This window comes from Actinomadura rubrobrunea NBRC 15275, assembly GCF_001552235.1.
In the GTDB taxonomy this organism is placed as follows: domain Bacteria; phylum Actinomycetota; class Actinomycetes; order Streptosporangiales; family Streptosporangiaceae; genus Spirillospora; species Spirillospora viridilutea.
The window spans coordinates 67,993-86,198 of sequence record NZ_BCQU01000008.1; the positions used below are offsets into that span (position 1 = coordinate 67,993).

General features: G+C 72.2%; 18 protein-coding genes. 15 read left to right on the forward strand and 3 right to left on the reverse strand.

The features are described from left to right. Nucleotides 1-41 precede the first annotated feature (41 nt). From AR3_RS04160 to AR3_RS04175, 4 genes are read left to right on the forward strand one after another with little or no spacing between them, the layout of a single operon-like run. Nucleotides 42-986: a carbohydrate ABC transporter permease gene (locus AR3_RS04160; protein ID WP_067908650.1), complete on the forward strand. Its 945-nt coding sequence runs from the start codon at nt 42-44 to the stop codon at nt 984-986. Continuing rightward, on the forward strand, nt 983-1,825 hold the full coding sequence (locus AR3_RS04165; RefSeq protein WP_083950917.1) for a carbohydrate ABC transporter permease: 843 nt from the start codon (nt 983-985) through the stop codon (nt 1,823-1,825). Before AR3_RS04160 ends, AR3_RS04165 begins: the two co-directional genes overlap by 4 nt. Further along, entirely contained in the window at nt 1,822-2,829 is a 1,008-nt protein-coding gene (locus tag AR3_RS04170; RefSeq protein WP_067908652.1) for a zinc-dependent alcohol dehydrogenase family protein, read from the forward strand. The genes AR3_RS04165 and AR3_RS04170 overlap by 4 nt, the downstream gene beginning before the upstream one ends. Then, complete coding sequence (locus tag AR3_RS04175) at nt 2,826-3,917, forward strand: LacI family DNA-binding transcriptional regulator (protein ID WP_227023374.1); 1,092 nt, start codon at nt 2,826-2,828, stop codon at nt 3,915-3,917. Before AR3_RS04170 ends, AR3_RS04175 begins: the two co-directional genes overlap by 4 nt. Nucleotides 3,918-4,083: 166 nt before the next feature. On the opposite strand, the gene AR3_RS04180 is transcribed toward AR3_RS04175, so the two are convergent. Further along, nucleotides 4,084-4,536, reverse strand: a complete 453-nt coding sequence (locus AR3_RS04180; RefSeq protein WP_067908654.1) for a helix-turn-helix domain-containing protein — start codon at nt 4,534-4,536, stop codon at nt 4,084-4,086. A gap of 29 nt (nt 4,537-4,565) precedes the next feature. Between AR3_RS04180 and AR3_RS04185 the strand changes: the two genes are divergently transcribed. The 8 genes from AR3_RS04185 (at nt 4,566) to AR3_RS04220 (ending at nt 13,952) form a co-directional block, all read left to right on the forward strand. Further along, entirely contained in the window at nt 4,566-5,543 is a 978-nt protein-coding gene (locus AR3_RS04185) for an NAD(P)/FAD-dependent oxidoreductase (RefSeq protein WP_217998436.1), read from the forward strand. Nucleotides 5,544-5,578: 35 nt separating this feature from the next. After that, nucleotides 5,579-7,003: an MDR family MFS transporter gene (locus AR3_RS04190; RefSeq protein ID WP_067908660.1), complete on the forward strand. Its 1,425-nt coding sequence runs from the start codon at nt 5,579-5,581 to the stop codon at nt 7,001-7,003. Nucleotides 7,004-7,701: 698 nt separating this feature from the next. Then, complete coding sequence (locus AR3_RS04195) at nt 7,702-7,884, forward strand: hypothetical protein (RefSeq protein WP_067908663.1); 183 nt, start codon at nt 7,702-7,704, stop codon at nt 7,882-7,884. Between the two features lie 74 nt (nt 7,885-7,958). Further along, nucleotides 7,959-9,164, forward strand: a complete 1,206-nt coding sequence (locus tag AR3_RS04200) for a beta-1,3-glucanase family protein (RefSeq protein ID WP_217998437.1) — start codon at nt 7,959-7,961, stop codon at nt 9,162-9,164. Between the two features lie 419 nt (nt 9,165-9,583). Then, nucleotides 9,584-11,158, forward strand: coding sequence for a sensor histidine kinase (locus tag AR3_RS04205; protein ID WP_106259216.1), 1,575 nt, complete (start codon nt 9,584-9,586; stop codon nt 11,156-11,158). 250 nt (nt 11,159-11,408) lie between these two features. Then, on the forward strand, nt 11,409-12,269 hold the full coding sequence (locus AR3_RS04210; RefSeq protein WP_227023375.1) for an NAD-dependent protein deacetylase: 861 nt from the start codon (nt 11,409-11,411) through the stop codon (nt 12,267-12,269). Nucleotides 12,270-12,397: 128 nt separating this feature from the next. Further along, the gene (locus tag AR3_RS04215; RefSeq protein WP_067908674.1) at nt 12,398-13,426 is read left to right on the forward strand and encodes an Acg family FMN-binding oxidoreductase; all 1,029 of its coding nucleotides are present in this window, start codon (nt 12,398-12,400) and stop codon (nt 13,424-13,426) included. A 67-nt stretch (nt 13,427-13,493) separates the two neighbouring features. Continuing rightward, nucleotides 13,494-13,952, forward strand: a complete 459-nt coding sequence (locus tag AR3_RS04220) for a pyridoxamine 5'-phosphate oxidase family protein (protein WP_067908676.1) — start codon at nt 13,494-13,496, stop codon at nt 13,950-13,952. 73 nt (nt 13,953-14,025) lie between these two features. Here the strand turns inward: AR3_RS04220 and AR3_RS04225 are convergent, their stop codons facing one another. Then, nucleotides 14,026-14,748 (reverse strand): aspartate/glutamate racemase family protein, encoded by a 723-nt coding sequence (locus AR3_RS04225; RefSeq protein WP_067908678.1) that lies wholly within the window; start codon nt 14,746-14,748, stop codon nt 14,026-14,028. A 549-nt stretch (nt 14,749-15,297) separates the two neighbouring features. Here AR3_RS04225 and AR3_RS04235 point away from each other — a divergent pair. Together AR3_RS04235 and AR3_RS04240 are read left to right on the forward strand one after the other, a co-directional pair. After that, nucleotides 15,298-15,657 (forward strand): MFS transporter, encoded by a 360-nt coding sequence (locus AR3_RS04235; RefSeq protein WP_067908685.1) that lies wholly within the window; start codon nt 15,298-15,300, stop codon nt 15,655-15,657. Further along, nucleotides 15,657-16,565 (forward strand): DeoR/GlpR family DNA-binding transcription regulator, encoded by a 909-nt coding sequence (locus AR3_RS04240; protein ID WP_067908699.1) that lies wholly within the window; start codon nt 15,657-15,659, stop codon nt 16,563-16,565. The genes AR3_RS04235 and AR3_RS04240 overlap by 1 nt, the downstream gene beginning before the upstream one ends. Here AR3_RS04240 and AR3_RS04245 read toward each other — a convergent pair. Beyond that, the gene (locus tag AR3_RS04245) at nt 16,466-17,224 is read right to left on the reverse strand and encodes a thaumatin family protein (RefSeq protein WP_067908701.1); all 759 of its coding nucleotides are present in this window, start codon (nt 17,222-17,224) and stop codon (nt 16,466-16,468) included. The genes AR3_RS04240 and AR3_RS04245 overlap by 100 nt on opposite strands. Nucleotides 17,225-17,469: 245 nt before the next feature. On the opposite strand from AR3_RS04245, the gene AR3_RS04250 reads away from it, so the two are divergent. Then, nucleotides 17,470-18,198: a chitinase gene (locus AR3_RS04250; protein ID WP_083950919.1), complete on the forward strand. Its 729-nt coding sequence runs from the start codon at nt 17,470-17,472 to the stop codon at nt 18,196-18,198. Nucleotides 18,199-18,206 lie beyond the last annotated feature (8 nt).

An 18,206-nucleotide genomic window follows, 5' to 3' on the forward strand; every position in this document is an offset into this window, starting at 1 on the left:
CGGCGCGCCGCCGCCCCCTCCCACCCCTCAGGAGAACAACGATGACCGCGACGGTCACCGCGCCCGCCGTCCGGAGGGCGCCGAAGAAAGACGCGTCCCCGCCCCGTCCGCGCGGGCGGTGGAGGCGGCGGCTGCCGCTGCTGCCCGCGCTCGTGCTCACCATCGCCCTGACCCAGGTGCCCTTCGTGTTCACGCTGTGGTACAGCGTGCACTCGCGGAACCTGCTGCGTCCGGGCACCGACCGTTTCGTCGGGCTGGCCAACTACGCCAAGGTCTTCACCGACTCCGCCTTCCGCAACGCCGCCGTGAACACCGTGGTGCTGACCTCGAGCGCGGTCGTGCTGTCGATGCTGCTCGGCGTGGCGCTGGCCATGCTGCTGGACCGCAGGTTCTTCGGCCGCGGCATCGTGCGGACGATGCTGATCACGCCGTTCCTGGTGATGCCCGCCGCGGCGGCGCTGCTGTGGAAGACGTCGATGCTCAACCCGGTCTACGGGCTGCTGAACTGGGCGCTGTCGCCGTTCGGCGTCGGGGACCTGGACTGGGCCAGCCGGTACCCCATGGCGACGATCGTCATGGTCCTGGTCTGGCAGTGGACGCCGTTCATGATGCTGATCGTCCTGGCCGGGCTGCAGAGCCAGTCGCCGGAGGTCCTGGAGGCCGCCCGGGTCGACGGGGCCGGCTGGTGGCAGACCTTCCGCTTCGTCACTCTTGCGCATCTGCGCCGGTACATCGAGCTGGGCATCCTGCTGGGCTCGATCTACGTGGTGCAGACCTTCGACGCGATCTTCATGATCACCCAGGGCGGTCCGGGCCAGGCGACCACCAACCTGCCGTACTTCATCTACCTGAAGGCGTTCCGCGGCTTCGAGCTCGGGGAGGCCGCGGCGCTCGGCGTCGTCGTGGTCGCCGCGACCATCGTCATCGCCACGTTCGCCCTCCGGTTGATCTCCAATCTGTTCTCCTCCGAGGGGATGGGCGCATGAGCATCGGACGTTCCCCGGCCGCGGGGTCCCGGCTGCCCCGGCTGCTGCTGGGCCTGGTCGCCTGGACGGCCGGCCTGCTGTTCTTCTTCCCGGTCCTGTGGATGTTCCTGACCGGGTTCAAGCACGAGTCGCAGGCGTCCACCGATCCGCCCACGTGGCTGTTCACGCCCACCACCGAGCAGTACGAGGCCATCTTCGCCCGGGACTTCGCGCCCTTCCTCGTCAACTCGGCGACGTCCTCGCTGCTGTCGACGCTGCTGGTGCTGGCGCTGGCCGTGCCGGCCGCCTACGCCCTGTCGCTCGCGCCCGTGCCGAAGTGGCGGGACGTGCTGTTCTTCTTCATCTCGACGCGCATGATGCCCGCGGTCGCGTCCATCGTGCCGCTCTACCTGATCGCCAAGAGCCTCGGCGTGCTTGACAACATCACCATGCTTTCGCTGGTCTACACGGCGATGAACCTGCCCATCGCCGTGTGGATGCTGCGCTCGTTCCTGATGGAGATCCCGCGCGAGGTGCTGGAGGCGGCCCGCGTGGACGGCGCGAGCCTGCCGGTCCAGCTGACCCGGATCGTCCTGCCGATGATCGCGCCGGGGCTCGCCGCGACCGCGCTGATCTGCTTCATCTTCGCGTGGAACGAGTTCTTCTTCGCGGTCAGCCTCACGGCGACCCGGGCGGCCACGGTGCCGGTGTTCCTCGTCGGGTTCATCACCAGCGAGGGCCTGTTCTGGGCGCGGCTGTCCGCGGCGTCGACCCTGGCGGCCCTGCCGGTCGTCATCGCCGGGTGGGTCGCGCAGAAGCAGCTGGTCCGCGGTCTGTCTCTGGGGGCGGTGAAGGGATGAAGGCGATCGTCATCGAGCGGCCGGGGCGGCTGTCCCTGGAGACGGTGCCCGACCCGGCGCCGGGGCCGCGCGAGGTGGTGGTCGCGGTCGCGGCGTGCGGCATCTGCGGCACCGACCTGCACATCCTGGACGGCGAGTACACCTCTCCCTACCCGATCGTGCCCGGGCACGAGTTCGCCGGCGAGGTGGTGGCCGTCGGGTCCGAGGTCGGCGAGCTCGCCGTCGGCGACCGGGTCGCCGTGGACCCCTCGCTGCCCTGCAAGGAGTGCGACTTCTGCGGCACCGGGCGCAGCAACCTGTGCGAGCGGTTCAACGCGATCGGCGTCAGCCGTCCCGGCGCCGCCGCCGAGTACGCCGTCGCGCCGGCCGCCAACTGCCACCGCATTCCCGACGGCATGCCGCTGGAGCACGCCGCCCTCATCGAGCCGCTGTCGTGCGCCGTGCACGGCTTCGACCTGCTGCCGCGCCGCCCCGGCGACCACTACCTCATCTACGGCGCCGGCACCATGGGGCTGCTCATGCTGCAGCTGGCGCGGCGCAGCGGCGCCGCCTCGGTGAGCGTCGTCGACCTCAACGAGGAGCGCCTCGACACGGCGCGCCGGCTCGGCGCCGACGAGGTCGCGCGGAACGCCGACGCGTTCGACCGGCCGCGCGGGTGGGAGACCGTCATCGACTGCACGGGCGCCGTGCCCGCCATCGAGGACGGGCTGACCCGGGTGCGGCGCGGCGGCACCTTCCAGTTCTTCGGCGTGGCCGCCGCGGACGCCACCGCGCGGGTGTCGCCGTTCCGGATCTACAACGACGAGATCACCCTCGTCGGCAGCATGGCGGTCCTGCACAGTTTCGGGCGGGCGGTGGAGCTGCTGGCGTGCGGGGCCGTGGACGCCTCTGCCATGATCAGCCACAGCTTCCCGCTCGCCGAGTACGAGCGCGCCATCGGCGCCTTCCGGCAGGGGAAGGGACGCAAACTGCAGATTCGCCCCGCGGAACGGACCACGTCGTGACCAACGAGGAAAGCGAGCCCAAGCGCCCGGCCGCGACCCGCGCCGCCACCATGAAGGACGTGGCGGCGCGGGTCGGCGTGTCCATCAAGACGGTCTCCCGGGTCGTCAACGGCCACGATGACGTGCACCCCGACACGCGGGCGCGCATCGAGGCCGCGATGAAGGAGCTCAACTTCCGCCCCAACGTCATGGCCAGCATGATCCGGCGGCGCGGCGGGCGGACCGCCTCCATCGGCCTGGTCGTCGAGGACCTCGCCAACCCGTTCATGGCGCAGCTGGCCCGGGCCGTCGCGGACAGCGCGCTCTGCCGGCAGCATCTGGTGCTCATCGGGTCCAGCGACGGGGACCCCGAGCGCGAACGCGAACTCGTCGCCGTGTTCCTCACCCGGCGCGTGGACGGGCTGATCATCGTCCCGTCGGGGGACGACCAGTCCTATCTGAAGGCGGAGACCGACCGCGGCCTGCCGATCGTGTTCGTCGACCGGCTCGGGCAGCGCATCGAGGCCGACGCCGTGGTCTCCGACAACGCCAGCGGAACCGCGCAGGCCGTGCGGCACCTGCTCGCCCACGGCCACCGCCGCATCGGCTACCTGGGCGATCTGCGCGGCTTCTACACCGCCCAGGCGCGGCTGCAGGGCTACGAGGAGGCGCTCCGCGCCGCCACGGGCGGCGTCGACCCGCGTCTGGTCCGCATGGACGTGCACACCGTCGCGCAGGCCGAGCAGGAGGCGCGGGCCCTGCTCGGCTCGGACGACCCGCCGACCGCGCTGCTGTGCGGCAACAACCTCATCACCGTCGGGGCCCTGCACGCCCTGCAGGCCCTGGACCTGCGCCAGAAGGTCGCGCTCATCGGCTTCGACGACCAGGACCTGGCGCACCTGCTCACCCCTGCCCTGACCGTCGTGGCGCAGGACGTCCCCGCGATCGGCCGCACCGCCGCCGAGCGGCTCTTCCTCAGGCTGAACGCGCAGCCCGACGAGCAGGCGCCGTACGAGCGGCTGACCATTCCCGTCACGTTGATCCCCCGCGGCTCCGGCGAGATCCCCGCCGGCGCTCCCGCGGAGCACGGCGACCGGGCCGACCGCTGACCGGCGCCGCCTTCATCTCTCGCACCGCTATCACGTTGCGGGCCAGAGCGCCTGGCAGCACCGTTTCGGCACGGATCTCCTGGCGGCATTGACGCGGGAGCCTGCGCGCGTAGTCGAACCGATCCGCTAGTCGAACCGATCCGCGTCGGCCCCCACGCGCGCCTGATCAGCTCGTCAGCGGCACCCGTGCCGCCGTCGCGCGGACCAGCTCCTGGAAGTCCGGGCACTGGGTGAAGTCGGGCGCACCGCACTTCAGCACGTGTTCGATCAGTTCCTTCGACGCCTGGATCCGCGCGAGCCGCTCGTCCAGTTCCCTGCGGTGCCGCTCGAGCAGATCCCTTCGGGCGGCCGGGTCGGAGGCGTCGAGGATCTCGCGCAGCTGCGGAAGGCTCATGCCGGCCTGCTTGCCGCGCAGGATCATCGCGACGCGCGTGACGTGCTCGCGCGTGTAGCGGCGCCGCCCGCCGACCCGGCGCGCCGGGGTCAGCAGCCCCGCGGACTCCCAGTGGCGCAGGACGTGCGTCGCAAGTCCGAAGCGCGCGGCGAGCTCGCCGATGGACAGGTCGGCCTCGTCTTCGTCCCGATCCGCGGACCCCGTGATCTGGACGCTTGACTTCATGTCGACATTAAGTTGCACGCTCGTCGCGGATGTCAACTCGCGACCGGGAGGGCGACTCGATGTTCGACGTCATCGTGGTCGGCGGCGGGCCGACCGGCCTGTCGGCCGCCCTGGCCCTGGGGCGGGCGCGGCGCTCGACGCTCGTGCTGGACTCCGGCGACTACCGCAACGCGCCGTCGGCGGCGGTGCACAATCTGCTGACGCGCGACGGCACGCCGCCGGACGAGGTGCGCCGCATCGCCCGCGAGCAGCTCGCGGCGTACCCCGCCGTCGAGATCCGCGACGTCGCGGCCGAGGACGCCGCCGGCTCGCAGGAGGACGGATTCGAGGTCCGCCTCGGCGACGGGTCCGCGGTGTCGGCGCGGCGGCTGCTGCTGGCCACCGGCCTGACCGACGAACTGCCGGCGATCGACGGTCTGGCCCGGCTGTGGGGCCGCGGCGCGTACCACTGCCCCTACTGCCACGGCTACGAGCTGCGCGACACCCCGATCGCCGTGCTCGGCGGCACCTCGGACAGGGTGGAGCTGGCGCTGCACCTGCGGCGCTTCAGCGACGACGTCGTCCTGTGCACCGACGGTGAGCCCGCTTACGACGAGGCCGACACGCGGTTGCTGGAGACCCATGGCGTCACCGTCGCCACCGAGCGCGTGGCACGCCTGCACGGCGGCGACAACGGCTTGGAGAGCGTCGAGTTCGCCGACGGCTCCGTCCTCGCCAGGAGCGCGATTTTCGTCAAGTCGGTGCTTCGTCAGCGTTCGCGACTGCCCGAACGCCTCGGGTGCGCGACGCTCGACGACGGCACGGTCGAAATCAACGAGTTCTGCCAGACCAGTGTCAGCGGCGTGTACGCGGCGGGCGACATGGCCCGGCGCGCCACGTTCCCGGTTCCGGCCGCGGCGGTCGTCGCGGCCGTGGCCGGCGGCACGATCGCAGCGATCGTCATCGACAAAGAGCTGCTGTGGACGGACGTGAAGCTGACCGCCCCGATCTCGGGCGTGCGGAGCTGACCGGTACGCCCCTACTGGTACGGAGCCTGTTCGTCATGACTTCCGACGTGACCATCGGCACCGGGGCGACGCGCGGACACGTCGCCCTGGCCTCGGCCGGACTGTCGCTCGGCGTGCTGCTGTCGGTGCTCGACCAGACGGTCGTCGCCACCGCCCTGCCCGAGATCGCCGCCGACGTCGGCGGCCTCGGCTCGATCGGCTGGGTCGCCACCGCCTACCTGCTCGCCTCCACCGCGACGGGCGCCCTGTACGGACGGATCAGCGACCGGTTCGGACGGCGAGCGACGTTCCTGGCCGCCGTGGGCGTGTTCACGGCGGCGAGCGCGCTGTGCGCCACGGCCGACACGCTCGGCCTGCTCATCGCCTTCCGCGCCCTGCAGGGGATCGGCGCGGGCGGGCTGTTCGTGCTGCCCTCGATCGCGCTGTCGGAGCTGTTCCCGGCCGAACAGCGCGGCAAGGTTCAGGGGTATCTGGGCGCAGTCTTCGCCGTCGGCAGCGTCGGCGGCCCGCTGGTGGGCGGTGTGCTGACCGACCGGTTGAGCTGGCGCTGGATCTTCTACGTCAACATCCCGCTCGGCCTGCTGGCGATCTTGCTCACCGCGACGGCGCTGCGGCTGCCCGCCGGCGCTCGCCGGACCCGTCTCGACCTGCCCGGTTCCGCGCTCGTCGTCGCCGCCGTCGTCGCCGTGATGCTGGCGATCGAGTGGGGCGGACGCGACCACGCCTGGGGCTCCGCGACGATCCTGGGACTGCTCGCGGCCGCGGTCGTACTGTTCGCGGCGTTCGTGTGGTGGGAGCGGCGTTCGCCCGACCCGGTGCTGCCGCTGCGGCTGATGGCCGGTCCGGTGCTGCGGATCGCGGTGCCCGCCGCCGTGCTGCTCGGCGCGCTGCTGTACGGCTCGGTGTTCTTCCTGCCGACGTACTTCCAGCACGCGCACGGGATGACCGCGACCGAGGCGGGGTTCGCGCTGATTCCCTTCGTGGGCGCGTTCGTGGTCGCGTCCGGGGCGTCAGGGAGACTGGCGAGCTCCCTCGGCCGGCACAAGCCGTTCATCGTCGCCGGGGCCGTCGTCATGACCGCGGGGATCGGCCTGCTCGGCCGACTCGGCGATGGCGCCTCGTACGGGCTGGTCGCCGCCGAGACCGTCGTGCTGGGCCTGGGCGTCGGGTTGATCATGCAGCTGCTCGTCACGATCGCCCAGAACGCCGTCCCGCCGGCGGACCTGGCCGCGACCACGTCTCTGATCATGTCGACGCGCGGTCTGGGGACCGCGCTCGGCGTGGCGTTCTTCGGCGCGCTGCTCGACCGCTCGCTCGACGCCCATAAACCCGTCGCGACCGCGATACCGGACATGTTCGCGTGGGCAGTGCCCGTCGCGGTGCTGCTGTTCGTGCTCACCGTCGTCCTACCGGAGCGAAAAGCGGACACGACCGCCCCGACCGCCGAGCCGACCACCTGAGACAGACCCCGACGCCGCCTGCCAGAGAGGAACGACTCGACGGCGCACCGCAGCCCGCCCCGCCGCACGCCGGGAGCGCGACATGCACGGCGCCCGACGTGCGGCGGGCACCGGCGGCAGAAGCACGAACAGCAGGAAGCCGCCTTCGCCACGCGCGTCGCCCGGCTGCGTCGGCACAGCATCGCCGCTCCGCCAACACGACGTTGCGTGAAAGCGCTCTCGCGTCCCTGGCCCGCCCCCACGGCGCCCGACGTGCGGCGGGGTGGCCCGCGCCGTAGCCTGCGGGAACCCACAGGATGGGACGCTCTTCTCGCTGCCGCGTCCTGGTCACGCCGCATGGTGGCTGACCTGCGGGATCAGCGGTCCAGCGCCCGGTGCGCCTCGCCGCCGCGCCACAGGGGCCGAGTCGATCGCCCACCAGGGGGCCCTATTTGCCCCGAAACGGTGGATCTCACGGCGGAGGTAACTGTAAAGTCTCTTTTCTGAGAGCGCTCTCTCGATCTACCCCCGCCGTCCCCGCTCAAAAGATCGACATGAGACTCACCGTGCCGACCGGCGCGGCGGTGTCCGCTGCCGCACCGGTCGCCTCCCCCACGGCCCGTCCCCCGCCCGACCTGAGGGCCCACGAGACGGGCACCGCAGCGAAGCCGACCGGCACGCACGCGACCGTCAGGTTCCCATGACACGGCGGACCGGACGTGGCCGCCGACACCGTCGCGACGCCGGCGGCCGATCGCGCCGCAGCCGACCTCACGACGCCGACGCCCCTGGTCGATCCGCCCGCTGACGCCATCGACCGGGATCGCCCGACCCCGCTCCGGCTGCGGCGAGGATCCGGCGGCGCGGAAACGGCGACCGCGGCGATCCGCACCGAACCATGACAGCCGGGGGCACCGTATCGCCCCACGGGCTGCGACGAAGACACCGCATGTCACAGACAGTAAGGAGACCCCGCGTGAGAAAGACGGTGAAATCCGTCCGCAGAAAGCTCCTCACCATGCTGGCCGCTGTCACGGCCACGCTGTCGGTCACCGTCGCGACGGGGACGACGCAGGCGCACGCGGCCGCGGACCCGCTGCCGATCAAGGTCACCAACAACACCGGACGCGGCGAACCCGTCTACCTCTATGTCCTCGGCACGGACCTGCGGTCCGGCAGGCTCGGCTACGTGGACGCCAACGGCAGGTTCTCTCCGTGGCAGGGCGGGTCGGTGCCGCCGTCGCCGGCGCCCGACGTGTCGATCCCGGGCCCCTCGAACGGCGCCAGCACGACCATCCGCGTCCCGCGCTTCCTGTCGGGCCGGGTGTACTTCTCCATCGGGGAGAAGCTGAAGCTCTTCCTCACCCCCGACGGCCTGGTGCAGCCGGCGCCGTGGGCGGGCGGAGACCCCAACCGCGACATCCTGTTCGACTGGAGCGAGTTCACCTACGACGGCTCGGGCCTGTGGATCAACAGCACGCAGGTCGACCAGTTCGCCATCCCGCACGCGGTCGCCGTGACGGGCGGCAACGGGGCGACGAAGCGCACCGGGGAGCTCGTCCCCGGCGGCCGGAACAAGGTGATCAACGCCATCCGGCAGCAGCCCGGCTTCGAGCGGACCGTCTACACCCGCGGCGACGGGACGGTGCTGCGGGTCCTGGCGCCCGGCAAGGCCGCCGAGGCCGGGCTGATGGACCCCAACTACCTCGCCCCCTACATCGACAGCGCCTGGAACGCCTACACCGGCAAGACCCTGACCATCGTCCCGTTCCAGGACCGGCCGGACGTCAAGTTCTTCGGCCGCACGCAGGGCGACGTCATGGTCTTCACCGACACGTCCGGCAACCAGGTGCACACGATCAACAAGCCGAGCAGCGGCGACGTGTGGGGCTGCGCCGGCGCCCTCTTCGCGCCCAACGACCAGGTGAAGGGGCCGATCGCCCGCACGGTCTGCGCGGCGCTGCACCGCTCCACGCTCGGCGCCATCGACACCCAGCCCAGCTACGACGCCGCCGACTTCTACCGCGGGTCGCTGACCAACCACTACTCGCGGATCATCCACGAGCACATGGTGGACGGTAAGGCGTACGGCTTCCCGTTCGACGACGTCGCCGGCTTCGAGTCGCTGGTGCACGACGGCGACCCGAGCTCGGCCGAGATCACGCTGACCCCGTTCAACTGAGCGGCGGCGACGCGCTGATCAGCGTTCGCGGCAGCGCGCGCCTCGACGGACGTCTGCGGCGGTGCGCCGCCGCAGACGTCCCCGTGCGTCGACAACCGCCGCGCGACGACGAAGAACGCGCCTGAGCTCACCGCGGCGAGCGGCATCGCGGCTGAGGCACAGGCTTCCGCATGACGGCCGGGGCGGTGCATGCGCACCGCCCCGGCCCTTCTTGTTCCCGCGTGAAGACTTCCCTCCTCGATGAACTCCTCGGCCGCCGCCGCACGCGCCGCCGCCATGGTCACCGGGAGCGCCCCGGCCGTCGCCGCCGGACGCCGCGGCCGTCCTCCGGAGACGCGGTGGCTGTCAGAGGCGGACGAGGTCGCCCCCCGGTCGCTGCCTGGGAGTCGCCGCATGACCGTTGAGAGACGAGCAGTCAGATGGCAGGCGACGCCGTCGGCGGCGGACGGGGCATGATCAGCGAGCGGAAGCCCGTACCGGCCGGGCGATGGGCAAGCGCCCCTGCCCTCCCGCAGCCGCCGATGAATGGGGTCGGCTGTATGGGTATGGGGGCCGCTGGCGGTTTCCACGCATTTGCGGGGGAAGTCATGGGTTGGAGACATATGCCGCTTCGAGTCCGGTGCGGTCTTGTCGTCGCCGGTGTCACGGCGCTCGAGGCCTCCGGTTTCAGCGTGCTGTTCCTGCGTCTGGTGAGCAGGAAGCGCGCCATCATGGCCCGCGAAACGATGCATTCGGCGGTCGATGACGTGTTCTTCCGGATGCTGCGGGGGCCGCTGCCGGAGGTCTTGCGGGCGCGCGACGGCCATGCGGTCCAGGTCGTGGACGCGGACCGCCGTGTGCTGGCGGCCACCAAAGACCTGCGCGGCAAGCCTCCCATGGCCTCCTTCACGCCGCGGCCGGGCCAGGTCCACACCCAGCGGACGCTGCCCCATGACCCCACCGGACTGGGGCGGCGCATGACCGCCTGGGGCGTGCGCATGGTCCCCGAGGTGGCCCGGCGCCAGCGGGGCCGCAGCCCGCTGATGATCTATACGGCCGCCCCGCGCGTCCCCTGGTACGCCTCCCGGCAGCTGGCGATCGCGGCGGGCGGCGTCTCGGCCCTGGTGAGCGCGCTGGCGTTCCTGATGACCTGGCGGTCGATGGCGCGGACGCTGACCCCGGTGGAGGCGATCCGCAGGGAGTTCGCCGAGATCACCGCCACGGACCTGAGCCGGCGGGTTCCGGTGCCCGAGGCCCGGGAGCTCAGGGACCTGGCGCAGACGTTGAACGCCGCCCTAGGGCGCCTGGAGGCCGTGGTCACCGATCTGCGGTACCTCGCCAGCGAGGCGTCCCATGACCTGCGCGGCCCGCTGACCGGCATCCGCGTCCTCCTCGAGGAGGCGCTGACCCGAGGCGACGACGTGGACTGGCCCGAGGTCGCCGCGGGCGTGCTGGCCGCGGTGGATCGTCAGCAGGCGATCGTGACCGACCTGCTCACGTTGAGCCGCCTGGACACCGGCCAACCCGTGCTGATGCAACGCACCGATCTGTCCTCTCTTGTCTCCACGGAAGTGCAGGCCCAGTCCAATGACCGGGTTCCCATCACCTGCGAGGCGGACGAACAGGTCATGGTCGACTGCAACCCGCTGCTCATCCAGCGCCTCCTGGGCAATCTGCTCGACAACGCCCAGCGCCACGCCGCCTCGCGCGTCACCGTCACCCTCACCTCGCAGAAGGTCCAGGACGGCGTCGCCGTGCTGACAGTGGAGGACGACGGCGACGGCATCCCGCCCGATCAGCACGAAAAGATCTTTGAACGCTTCACCCGTCTGGCGTCCTCCCGCGACCGCGACCCCTACGGCACCGGGCTCGGCCTGCCGATCAGCCGCCATATCGCCGAGGTCCACCACGGCAGCCTCACCATCGAGGACCGCCCCGGGCAGGGAGCCTGCTTCGCTCTGCGCCTTCCTCTCAGCAGCCGCCGCGCAGGCGACGAGGCGTCGACCCCTCAGTGAGGGCCGCCGACACACTGAGCGGCCCCTTTGGACGCGTCCTCGCGAGCAGAAAGCGGCTCGACACCACCCACAGACCACCGCCCCGATCACGTGCCACCGCTGATCCGCTCAGCGCATCCCCGGTTCACGGCGCTGTTGAGCGTCCTCCGCCGGCCTGTGTCCTCGTCGGCTACAGACAGTGCCCCTGGCTATGCCGGGCTGCGCCGGCGGTCACGGTGGGAGACACGCGCCTGTCATGCACCATGGAGGGGTGACTCATGTCGTGCAGGAAGGGCCCGCTCCCGCGCCTGACGTCCCCTCCCGTCTCGGGCAGCTGGCCGACCTCGTCGCGGACGGCGACGTGGTGGTGCTGAGCGGGGCGGGGCTGTCCACCGAGTCCGGAATCCCCGACTACCGCGGGGAGACCGGACGACGGCGGCGGGCGAAGCCGATGACGTACCAGACCTTCATCGGCAGCGCCGAGGCGCGCCGGCGGTACTGGGCGCGCAGCTACCTGGGCTGGCGGCACATCGCCCAAGCGAGGCCGAACGCCGGGCACCGCGCGGTCGCGGAGCTGCAGCGCCGCGGGCTGGTCACCGGGATCATCACCCAGAACGTCGACGGTCTGCACCAGGCCGCGGGCGCGCGGGACGTGATCGAGCTGCACGGCGGTCTCGACCGGGTCCTGTGCCTGGGATGCGGGCGCCGCACGCCCCGGCGGCTCCTGGACGAGCGTCTGCGCGCGGCCAATCCCGGCTGGGTCGCCCGGGTCGGCGAGATCAACCCGGACGGCGACGCCGTGCTGTCCGACGAGGAGATCCGCGCGTTCCGGGTCGTGGACTGCGCCGACTGCGGCGGCGTCCTCAAGCCCGACGTGGTGTTCTTCGGCGAGAACGTGCCGCCCGCCCGGGTCCGCGACTGCTACGCCCTGACCGAGCGGGCCGGTCTGCTGCTGGTCCTCGGGTCCTCGCTGGCGGTGATGTCCGGGCTGCGGTTCGTCCGCCACGCCCACCGGAACGGCATTCCGGTGGCGATCGTCAACCAGGGTGCGACGCGGGGCGACGAATACGCCCTCCTCACCCTGGACGCACCGCTCGGCCCGACGCTGACCGCCCTCGTCGCCGCTCTCTAAGGCCGAGCGTTCCCCCGGGTCCGATCCGAACCGGGCGGCCTCCCGCGCTGTGGAATGTGCCTTTCGTCCCTACCTGCGCGCGGGTCGGGGGGATGTGCTGGACGCGTAGCCCGGCACGAGGAGCCAGCATGGAACCGACGCGACGGCAGGGCCCGAACGGGGCGGCGGAATCGCCGGCCGAGGACGTCCAGAAGGCCGTCGAGGCGGCGGTGTGGGCTCCGTCCGTCCACAACACCCAGCCGTGGAGCTTCAGCCGGCGCGGATCACGGATCACCGTGCGCGCCGATCCGGACCGGCGGCTTGCGGTCGCCGACCCCGGCGGCCGGGAGATGCTGATCAGCTGCGGCGCCGCCCTGCTCACCCTGCGGGTCGCGGTGCGGCGGCTCGGGTACGAGCCGCAGGTGCGGCTGCTGCCCGACCCGGACCGCCCCAACCTGCTCGCCGACGTCGTCCTGGGCGCCAGGATCGCCGAGAGCGAGGACGACCGGCTGCTGTACGAGCAGATCCGGCGCAGGCGCACCCACCGAGGCGGTTTCCCGCCCGGCGGCGACGTCCCGCCGCCCCTGCGGGCGAGGCTGGAGATGGAGGCGCGGCAGGAGGGGGCCGAGCTGCAGGCCGTAGAGGACCCGCATGCTCTTCGTGCTTTGGCGGCGCTGACGGAGGCGGCCGAGAACCTGCAGCGGCTCGACGCGCCCTACCGGCGCGAGTGCGCCCGCTGGTCGCCTCGGCCGGGCTCTTCACGTCCGGAAGGGGTGCATGCGGAGACGTATCCGCGCGGCGAGCCGCGCACCGAGCCGTACCACTTCCCCGGACGCGACTTCGCCCGCGGCCACGATTGGGGAACCGACCCTGGAAAGACCGGCGGCCGGGGCGCGGTGACGGGGCTGGTCATGCTGATCACCACGTCGGGGGACACGCCGGGCGACTGGCTGGGCGCCGGGCAGGCGCTGCAACGGGTGCTCTTGCGCGCGGCCGAGAAGGACGTCGCGGCCGCGTTCCACACGCAGCCTTTGGAGATCCCGGAGCTGCGGGAGCTGATCCGCCGCCGGTTCTGCGGCGGCCGGTACCCGCAGATGCTGCTGCGCCTGGGCAGGGCGGGAGCCGAGCCCGAGAGCGTGCGCCGCCCGGCCGACCAGTCCATGACCGAGGACTTCTGAGCCGCGGACGCCGACGGCCCTGCCCGATCGCCTCCGCGGACCGTCCCGACCGCTCGGGGAGGACGAGATGCCTGTCACCGACGAGCCGATCCTGACTCTCGACCGCCGAACGTGCCTGGCGCTGCTGGGCGGCGTGTCGATCGGGCGTGTCGCGTGGGCGGACGACGACGGGCGGGTCACGGTGCTGCCGGTCAACTTCGTCATGGACGGCGACGCCGTGGTCTTCCGGACGTCGTCGGGCGCCAAACTCGCCGCCGTCGCGCGGCGGCGTCCGATGACCTTCGAGGCCGACGACGCCGAACCGGCGCTCAGGACGGGCTGGAGCGTCCTGGTCCAGGGCCCCGCCGAGATCATCACCGACGTCGACGAGCTGCGGCGCCTGGAGAGCCGCGGCCTGGAGCCTTGGGCCACCGACGCCAAGCCCTACTTCGTGCGCGTCGCGGCCCGCCACGTGACCGGCCGGCGCCTCCCCTTGCGTCCGGGAGGCGTGCACGTAGAACGGTCAGGCGGGGACGACGTGCAGTGATGACCAGCTGGGCGCGCTGAAGCGCCCGCTCCCCCGGTTCGAGGCGCCGTTCAAGAGACGTGTCGTTCCGGGCTCACCGCGGGCCGCCGCGCCAGTCGGGCATCGGCCGTTCGCCGACGGCGACGTCGTAGGCGGCGCGGGCCAGCAGACGCGTCGAATCCAGCGTCGGCAGGGGTGACACGTCCGGCGTGATCAGCAGCGGGATCTCGGTGCAGACGAGGGCGACGGCGTCGCAGCCGCGGTCCGCGAGCCGTTCGATGACGCGCAGGTACCTCTGGCGCGACGCATCGCTGATCACGCCGTTGACCAGCTCCGTGAAGATGACCTCGTTGACGAGGTCGCGGTCGTCGGCGTCGGGCACCTCCGCGGCGATCCCGCGGGCGCCGAGCGCACGCGGGTAGAGCGGGCCGTCCATCGTGTACTTGGTGCCCAGCACGCCGACGCGGGTGCGTCCCTCGGCGGCGGCCTGGTCCGCGACGACCTCGGCGATGTGCAGGCCCGGCAGCGGAAGGTCCGGCCCCGGAACCTCCAGGGCCATGTGGGCGGTGTTGTCCGGGCAGACGAAGAAGTCGGCGCCGGCCCGGGCGAGCCGCTCCGCGCTGGTCGCCAGGGTGGCCCGGACGGACGCGTGATCCCCCGCGTCCCACGCGGGCATGCTGTACCCGAAGGCGATGTAGTCCAGGGTGACGTCGGGATGCTCGTTGCGGCCCGTCCGCCGGAATCCCTCCTCGCAGTAGGCGAGGAAGCACAACGCGGCCCCTCCCGTGCTGTGGGCGAGGATCCCGAGATGCGGCACGACGACTCCGGCATTTCCGCAGGATTCTGAACGGCCTCATTCTCTCCGAGCTCCGGCCGTCCGGTCCCGCGGACGGGGACGTACCTGGTTTTGACCTGCGGCGGCGCGTGACGGCTCAGGACGGTGGGGAGCAAGCCCGCAGTGCCGAAGTCACTGTCGAGGAGATCTTGCTATGCGGTGTCTGTTGCGCCCGTTGGCGATGGCTGCGCTGGCAGGCGGGGTGCTCACCACGCCCCCCGTGCCAACGGCATACGTAGTGAACAGGGATCACACGTTCCGCGTCGACAACATCAGCGTCAAGTACGCCCACAGCCCCAACGGCGTCCTCGGGGGACTCCTCGGGTTGCGCGCCCTCTAGCGTCGCCCGACCGGCGGTCGGCGCACGGCGCGGGCGCCGACCGCCCGGTCCTGGACGGTCGCCACGACCACGACACCGCGCTCATCGCGCGAGGCTCGCGTCCCCTACGCGGTCGCGCTGGCGGCCATGATCTGCAACGCGGCCCGCTCCGACCGCACCGGAAACCGGCGCGCCGCCGCGGTGCCCAGGTCGTGGCGATCGTCGGGCTGCTGGCCGGGCAGCTGGTGCACAGCGGCGTCGCGCAGATGGCGCTGCTGTGCGTGGTCGCGGCGGGCGTGTACGCGCCCTACGGGCCGTGGGCGATGCCCGCGCAGGTGCTGCGGTTCGAGGTGATCGCCGTGGCCATGGGGCTGATCAACGCGCTGGGCAACCTGGGCGGTTTCATGGGGCCGTACCTGGTCGGCCGGCTGATCGACCTGACCGGCTCGCAGGCCGCCGGATTCGTCGCTCTGGCGGGATTCCTGGCCGCCGTGGCGGCGGTCTCCTGGTTCTGCCTGCGCCCGACGCCCGCCGCCGGGGATCATGCGGTTGCCGCACAACGGACCGCCTGATGGGGGATGGTGACCGCACGACGCGGGCCGAGGGCACCTACGGCGGTGCGGTGGGCGGCCCGTACCGCACGAGCTGCCGCTGCGCGAAAAGGGAGCATGGCCGCCGGCGCGAGAAGGACGCCATCGCCGCCGTCGCCGCCGACCTGGTGGACGCCGGCGACGTGGTGCTGCTGGACGCCGGGTCCACCACGGCGCGGCCGGCCCGGCGGCTGCGCGACCGCACCGGCATCACCGTGATCGCGGCCGGGCTCAACGCCATCGCGCTGCTGGCCGAGGCCCGCGGCGTCGAGCTGATCGTGCTCGGCGGGCGGGTCCGCCACCCCGGCGAGGGGGTGGTCGGCCCGTTCGCCGAGGAGCAGCTGCGCCGGCTGGGCCCCGACAAGGTGTTCCTGGGCGCGGACGGCGTGACCGCCCGCGACCTGTGCTGCCCGTCGCCCGAGCAGGCCCGGTTGAAGCACGTGCTGCTGCACGCCGGACGCGCCGCCTACGTGCTCGCCGACCACAGCAAGATCGGTGCGGAGCCGTTCGCGTACTGGGCGCCGCTCGACCGGCCGCACACGCCGATCGTCGACGCGGCCGTCCGGCCCGACGCGCTGGAGCCGTTGCCGGGCGGCGTCGTCATCGCCGAGGAGAGGGATCAGCCCGGCGTCCCGCGGCGGCCCGAGAGCGCGTCTCGCCCCGGCGGTCGGGGCCGCCCGAAGAGTCGGGACGACCGCCGCGCGGCGGCTGCGCGTCCGAGACGGGCGGGGCCGCCGCGACAACGGTCGGGGGCACGCCCCGGCGGAGGCCGGGGCGTGCCTGGTCACGGTCAGCGACCGCCGTGGAAGGTGACGGTGAAGCCGCTGCACGAGTGGCACTGGTACACGACCTGGTTGCCCGGCTCGTGGTCCTGCCTGGACCACGCGTAGGCCTTGGGGCACCGGGACTGGATCATGTTGCTGTAGGGCGTCTTCGCGTCGCGGTTCGGGTTGATGCAGTTCACCGGGGACCCGTCGGCCCGGCGCTGCAGGTTCTCCGGCGGGCAGTACGGCAGCAGGTTCTCCGTGCAGCCCGCCGAGCCGCACGGCACCGTGGCGTTCACCGGCTCGATGGTGATGGGCAGCGAGAACGCGTTGACGTAGCTGACGTTGTACCAGGGCGCGAGGCCGTCCTTGGTGTCGAAGTTGAACTCGGCCAGGCTGGCGGGCTGCTCGCCGGTCACGCAGCGGTCGGGGTACGGCCCGCAGTCGCCGACCTCGCAGTGGAAGTCCCGCCCGGGCGTGCCGGTGCAGCCCTGCCGGGCGAAGAACTTGCCGCGCCAGTGGCCGGGCGGGCTGTTCTCGGGGATGGTCACCGTGGCGGACTGCCCCGGCTGCAGGGTCGGCAGGTTGGTGAGGTTGACCGACCCGTCGGCGTTGACGAGGCTGCCGATCCACAACGTCTCGCCGCTGCGGTTCACGAAGGTCACCGTGTGGTCGGCCGCCGCCGTGGCCGGCGCGGGGGCGGGCTCCGCCGCCGCGACGCCCAGGCCGGCGACCGCGGCCAGCACCAGGCCGACCAGGGCGCCGCGGATGCGGCGTTTGCGCATGACGATCCTCCTTCATCGGTGCGACGAGACGGAGCGGGCGGGGTTTCGGCGACCCGCGCTCCGCTCGCCGGCGGACGTCTCCAGCGGCGGAGTGTGGTCGGCGGAAGACGGAAATTCTCTACGGCCGGACCGCACATCCGGCGCAACATTGCGGTCGCACCGTAAAGACGGGACGCGGGCGATATGGCGGAATAGGGCCGTTCTGGGAGGCTCTCTCCCCGCTCTTTCCCAGAGGAGGCAACCCGTTGATCAAGCGAGTGCTCGCCGGCGTCGCCGTGGCCGCCGGCGCGGTGTCCGCCGCGCTCGGCGTCTCCGCTCCCGCGTCGGCGGCGCAGACCGCGGCCCCGAAGGCCGCCGCCTTCGTGGTCAGCGAGGCGCAGTTCAACCAGATGTTCCCTAACCGGAACGGCTTCTACACCTACCAGGGCCTGGTGGCGGCGATGAGCGCCTTCCCCGGCTTCGCCAACACCGGCAGCGACACGGTGAAGAAGCAGGAGGCGGCGGCGTTCCTCGCCAACGTCTCGCACGAGACCGGGGGCCTGGTCCACATCGTGGAGCAGAACCAGGCCAACTACCCGCACTACTGCGACTGGAGCCAGCCGTACGGCTGCCCGGCCGGCCAGGCCGCCTACTACGGCCGCGGCCCCATCCAGCTGAGCTGGAACTTCAACTACAAGGCGGCGGGCGACGCCCTGGGCATCGACCTGCTCCACAACCCTTGGCTGGTGGAGCAGGACCCGGCGGTCTCCTGGAAGACGGCGCTGTGGTTCTGGAACACCCAGCGCGGCGCCGGCACCATGACCCCGCACGACGCGATGGTGAACCAGCGCGGATTCGGTGAGACGATCCGCGCCATCAACGGTGCGCTGGAGTGCAACGGCGGCAACCCCGCGCAGGTGCAGCACCGCGTCGACCTCTACCGGAACTTCGCCGCCATCCTCGGGGTCTCCCCCGGCGGGAACCTCACCTGCTGACCGGGCGA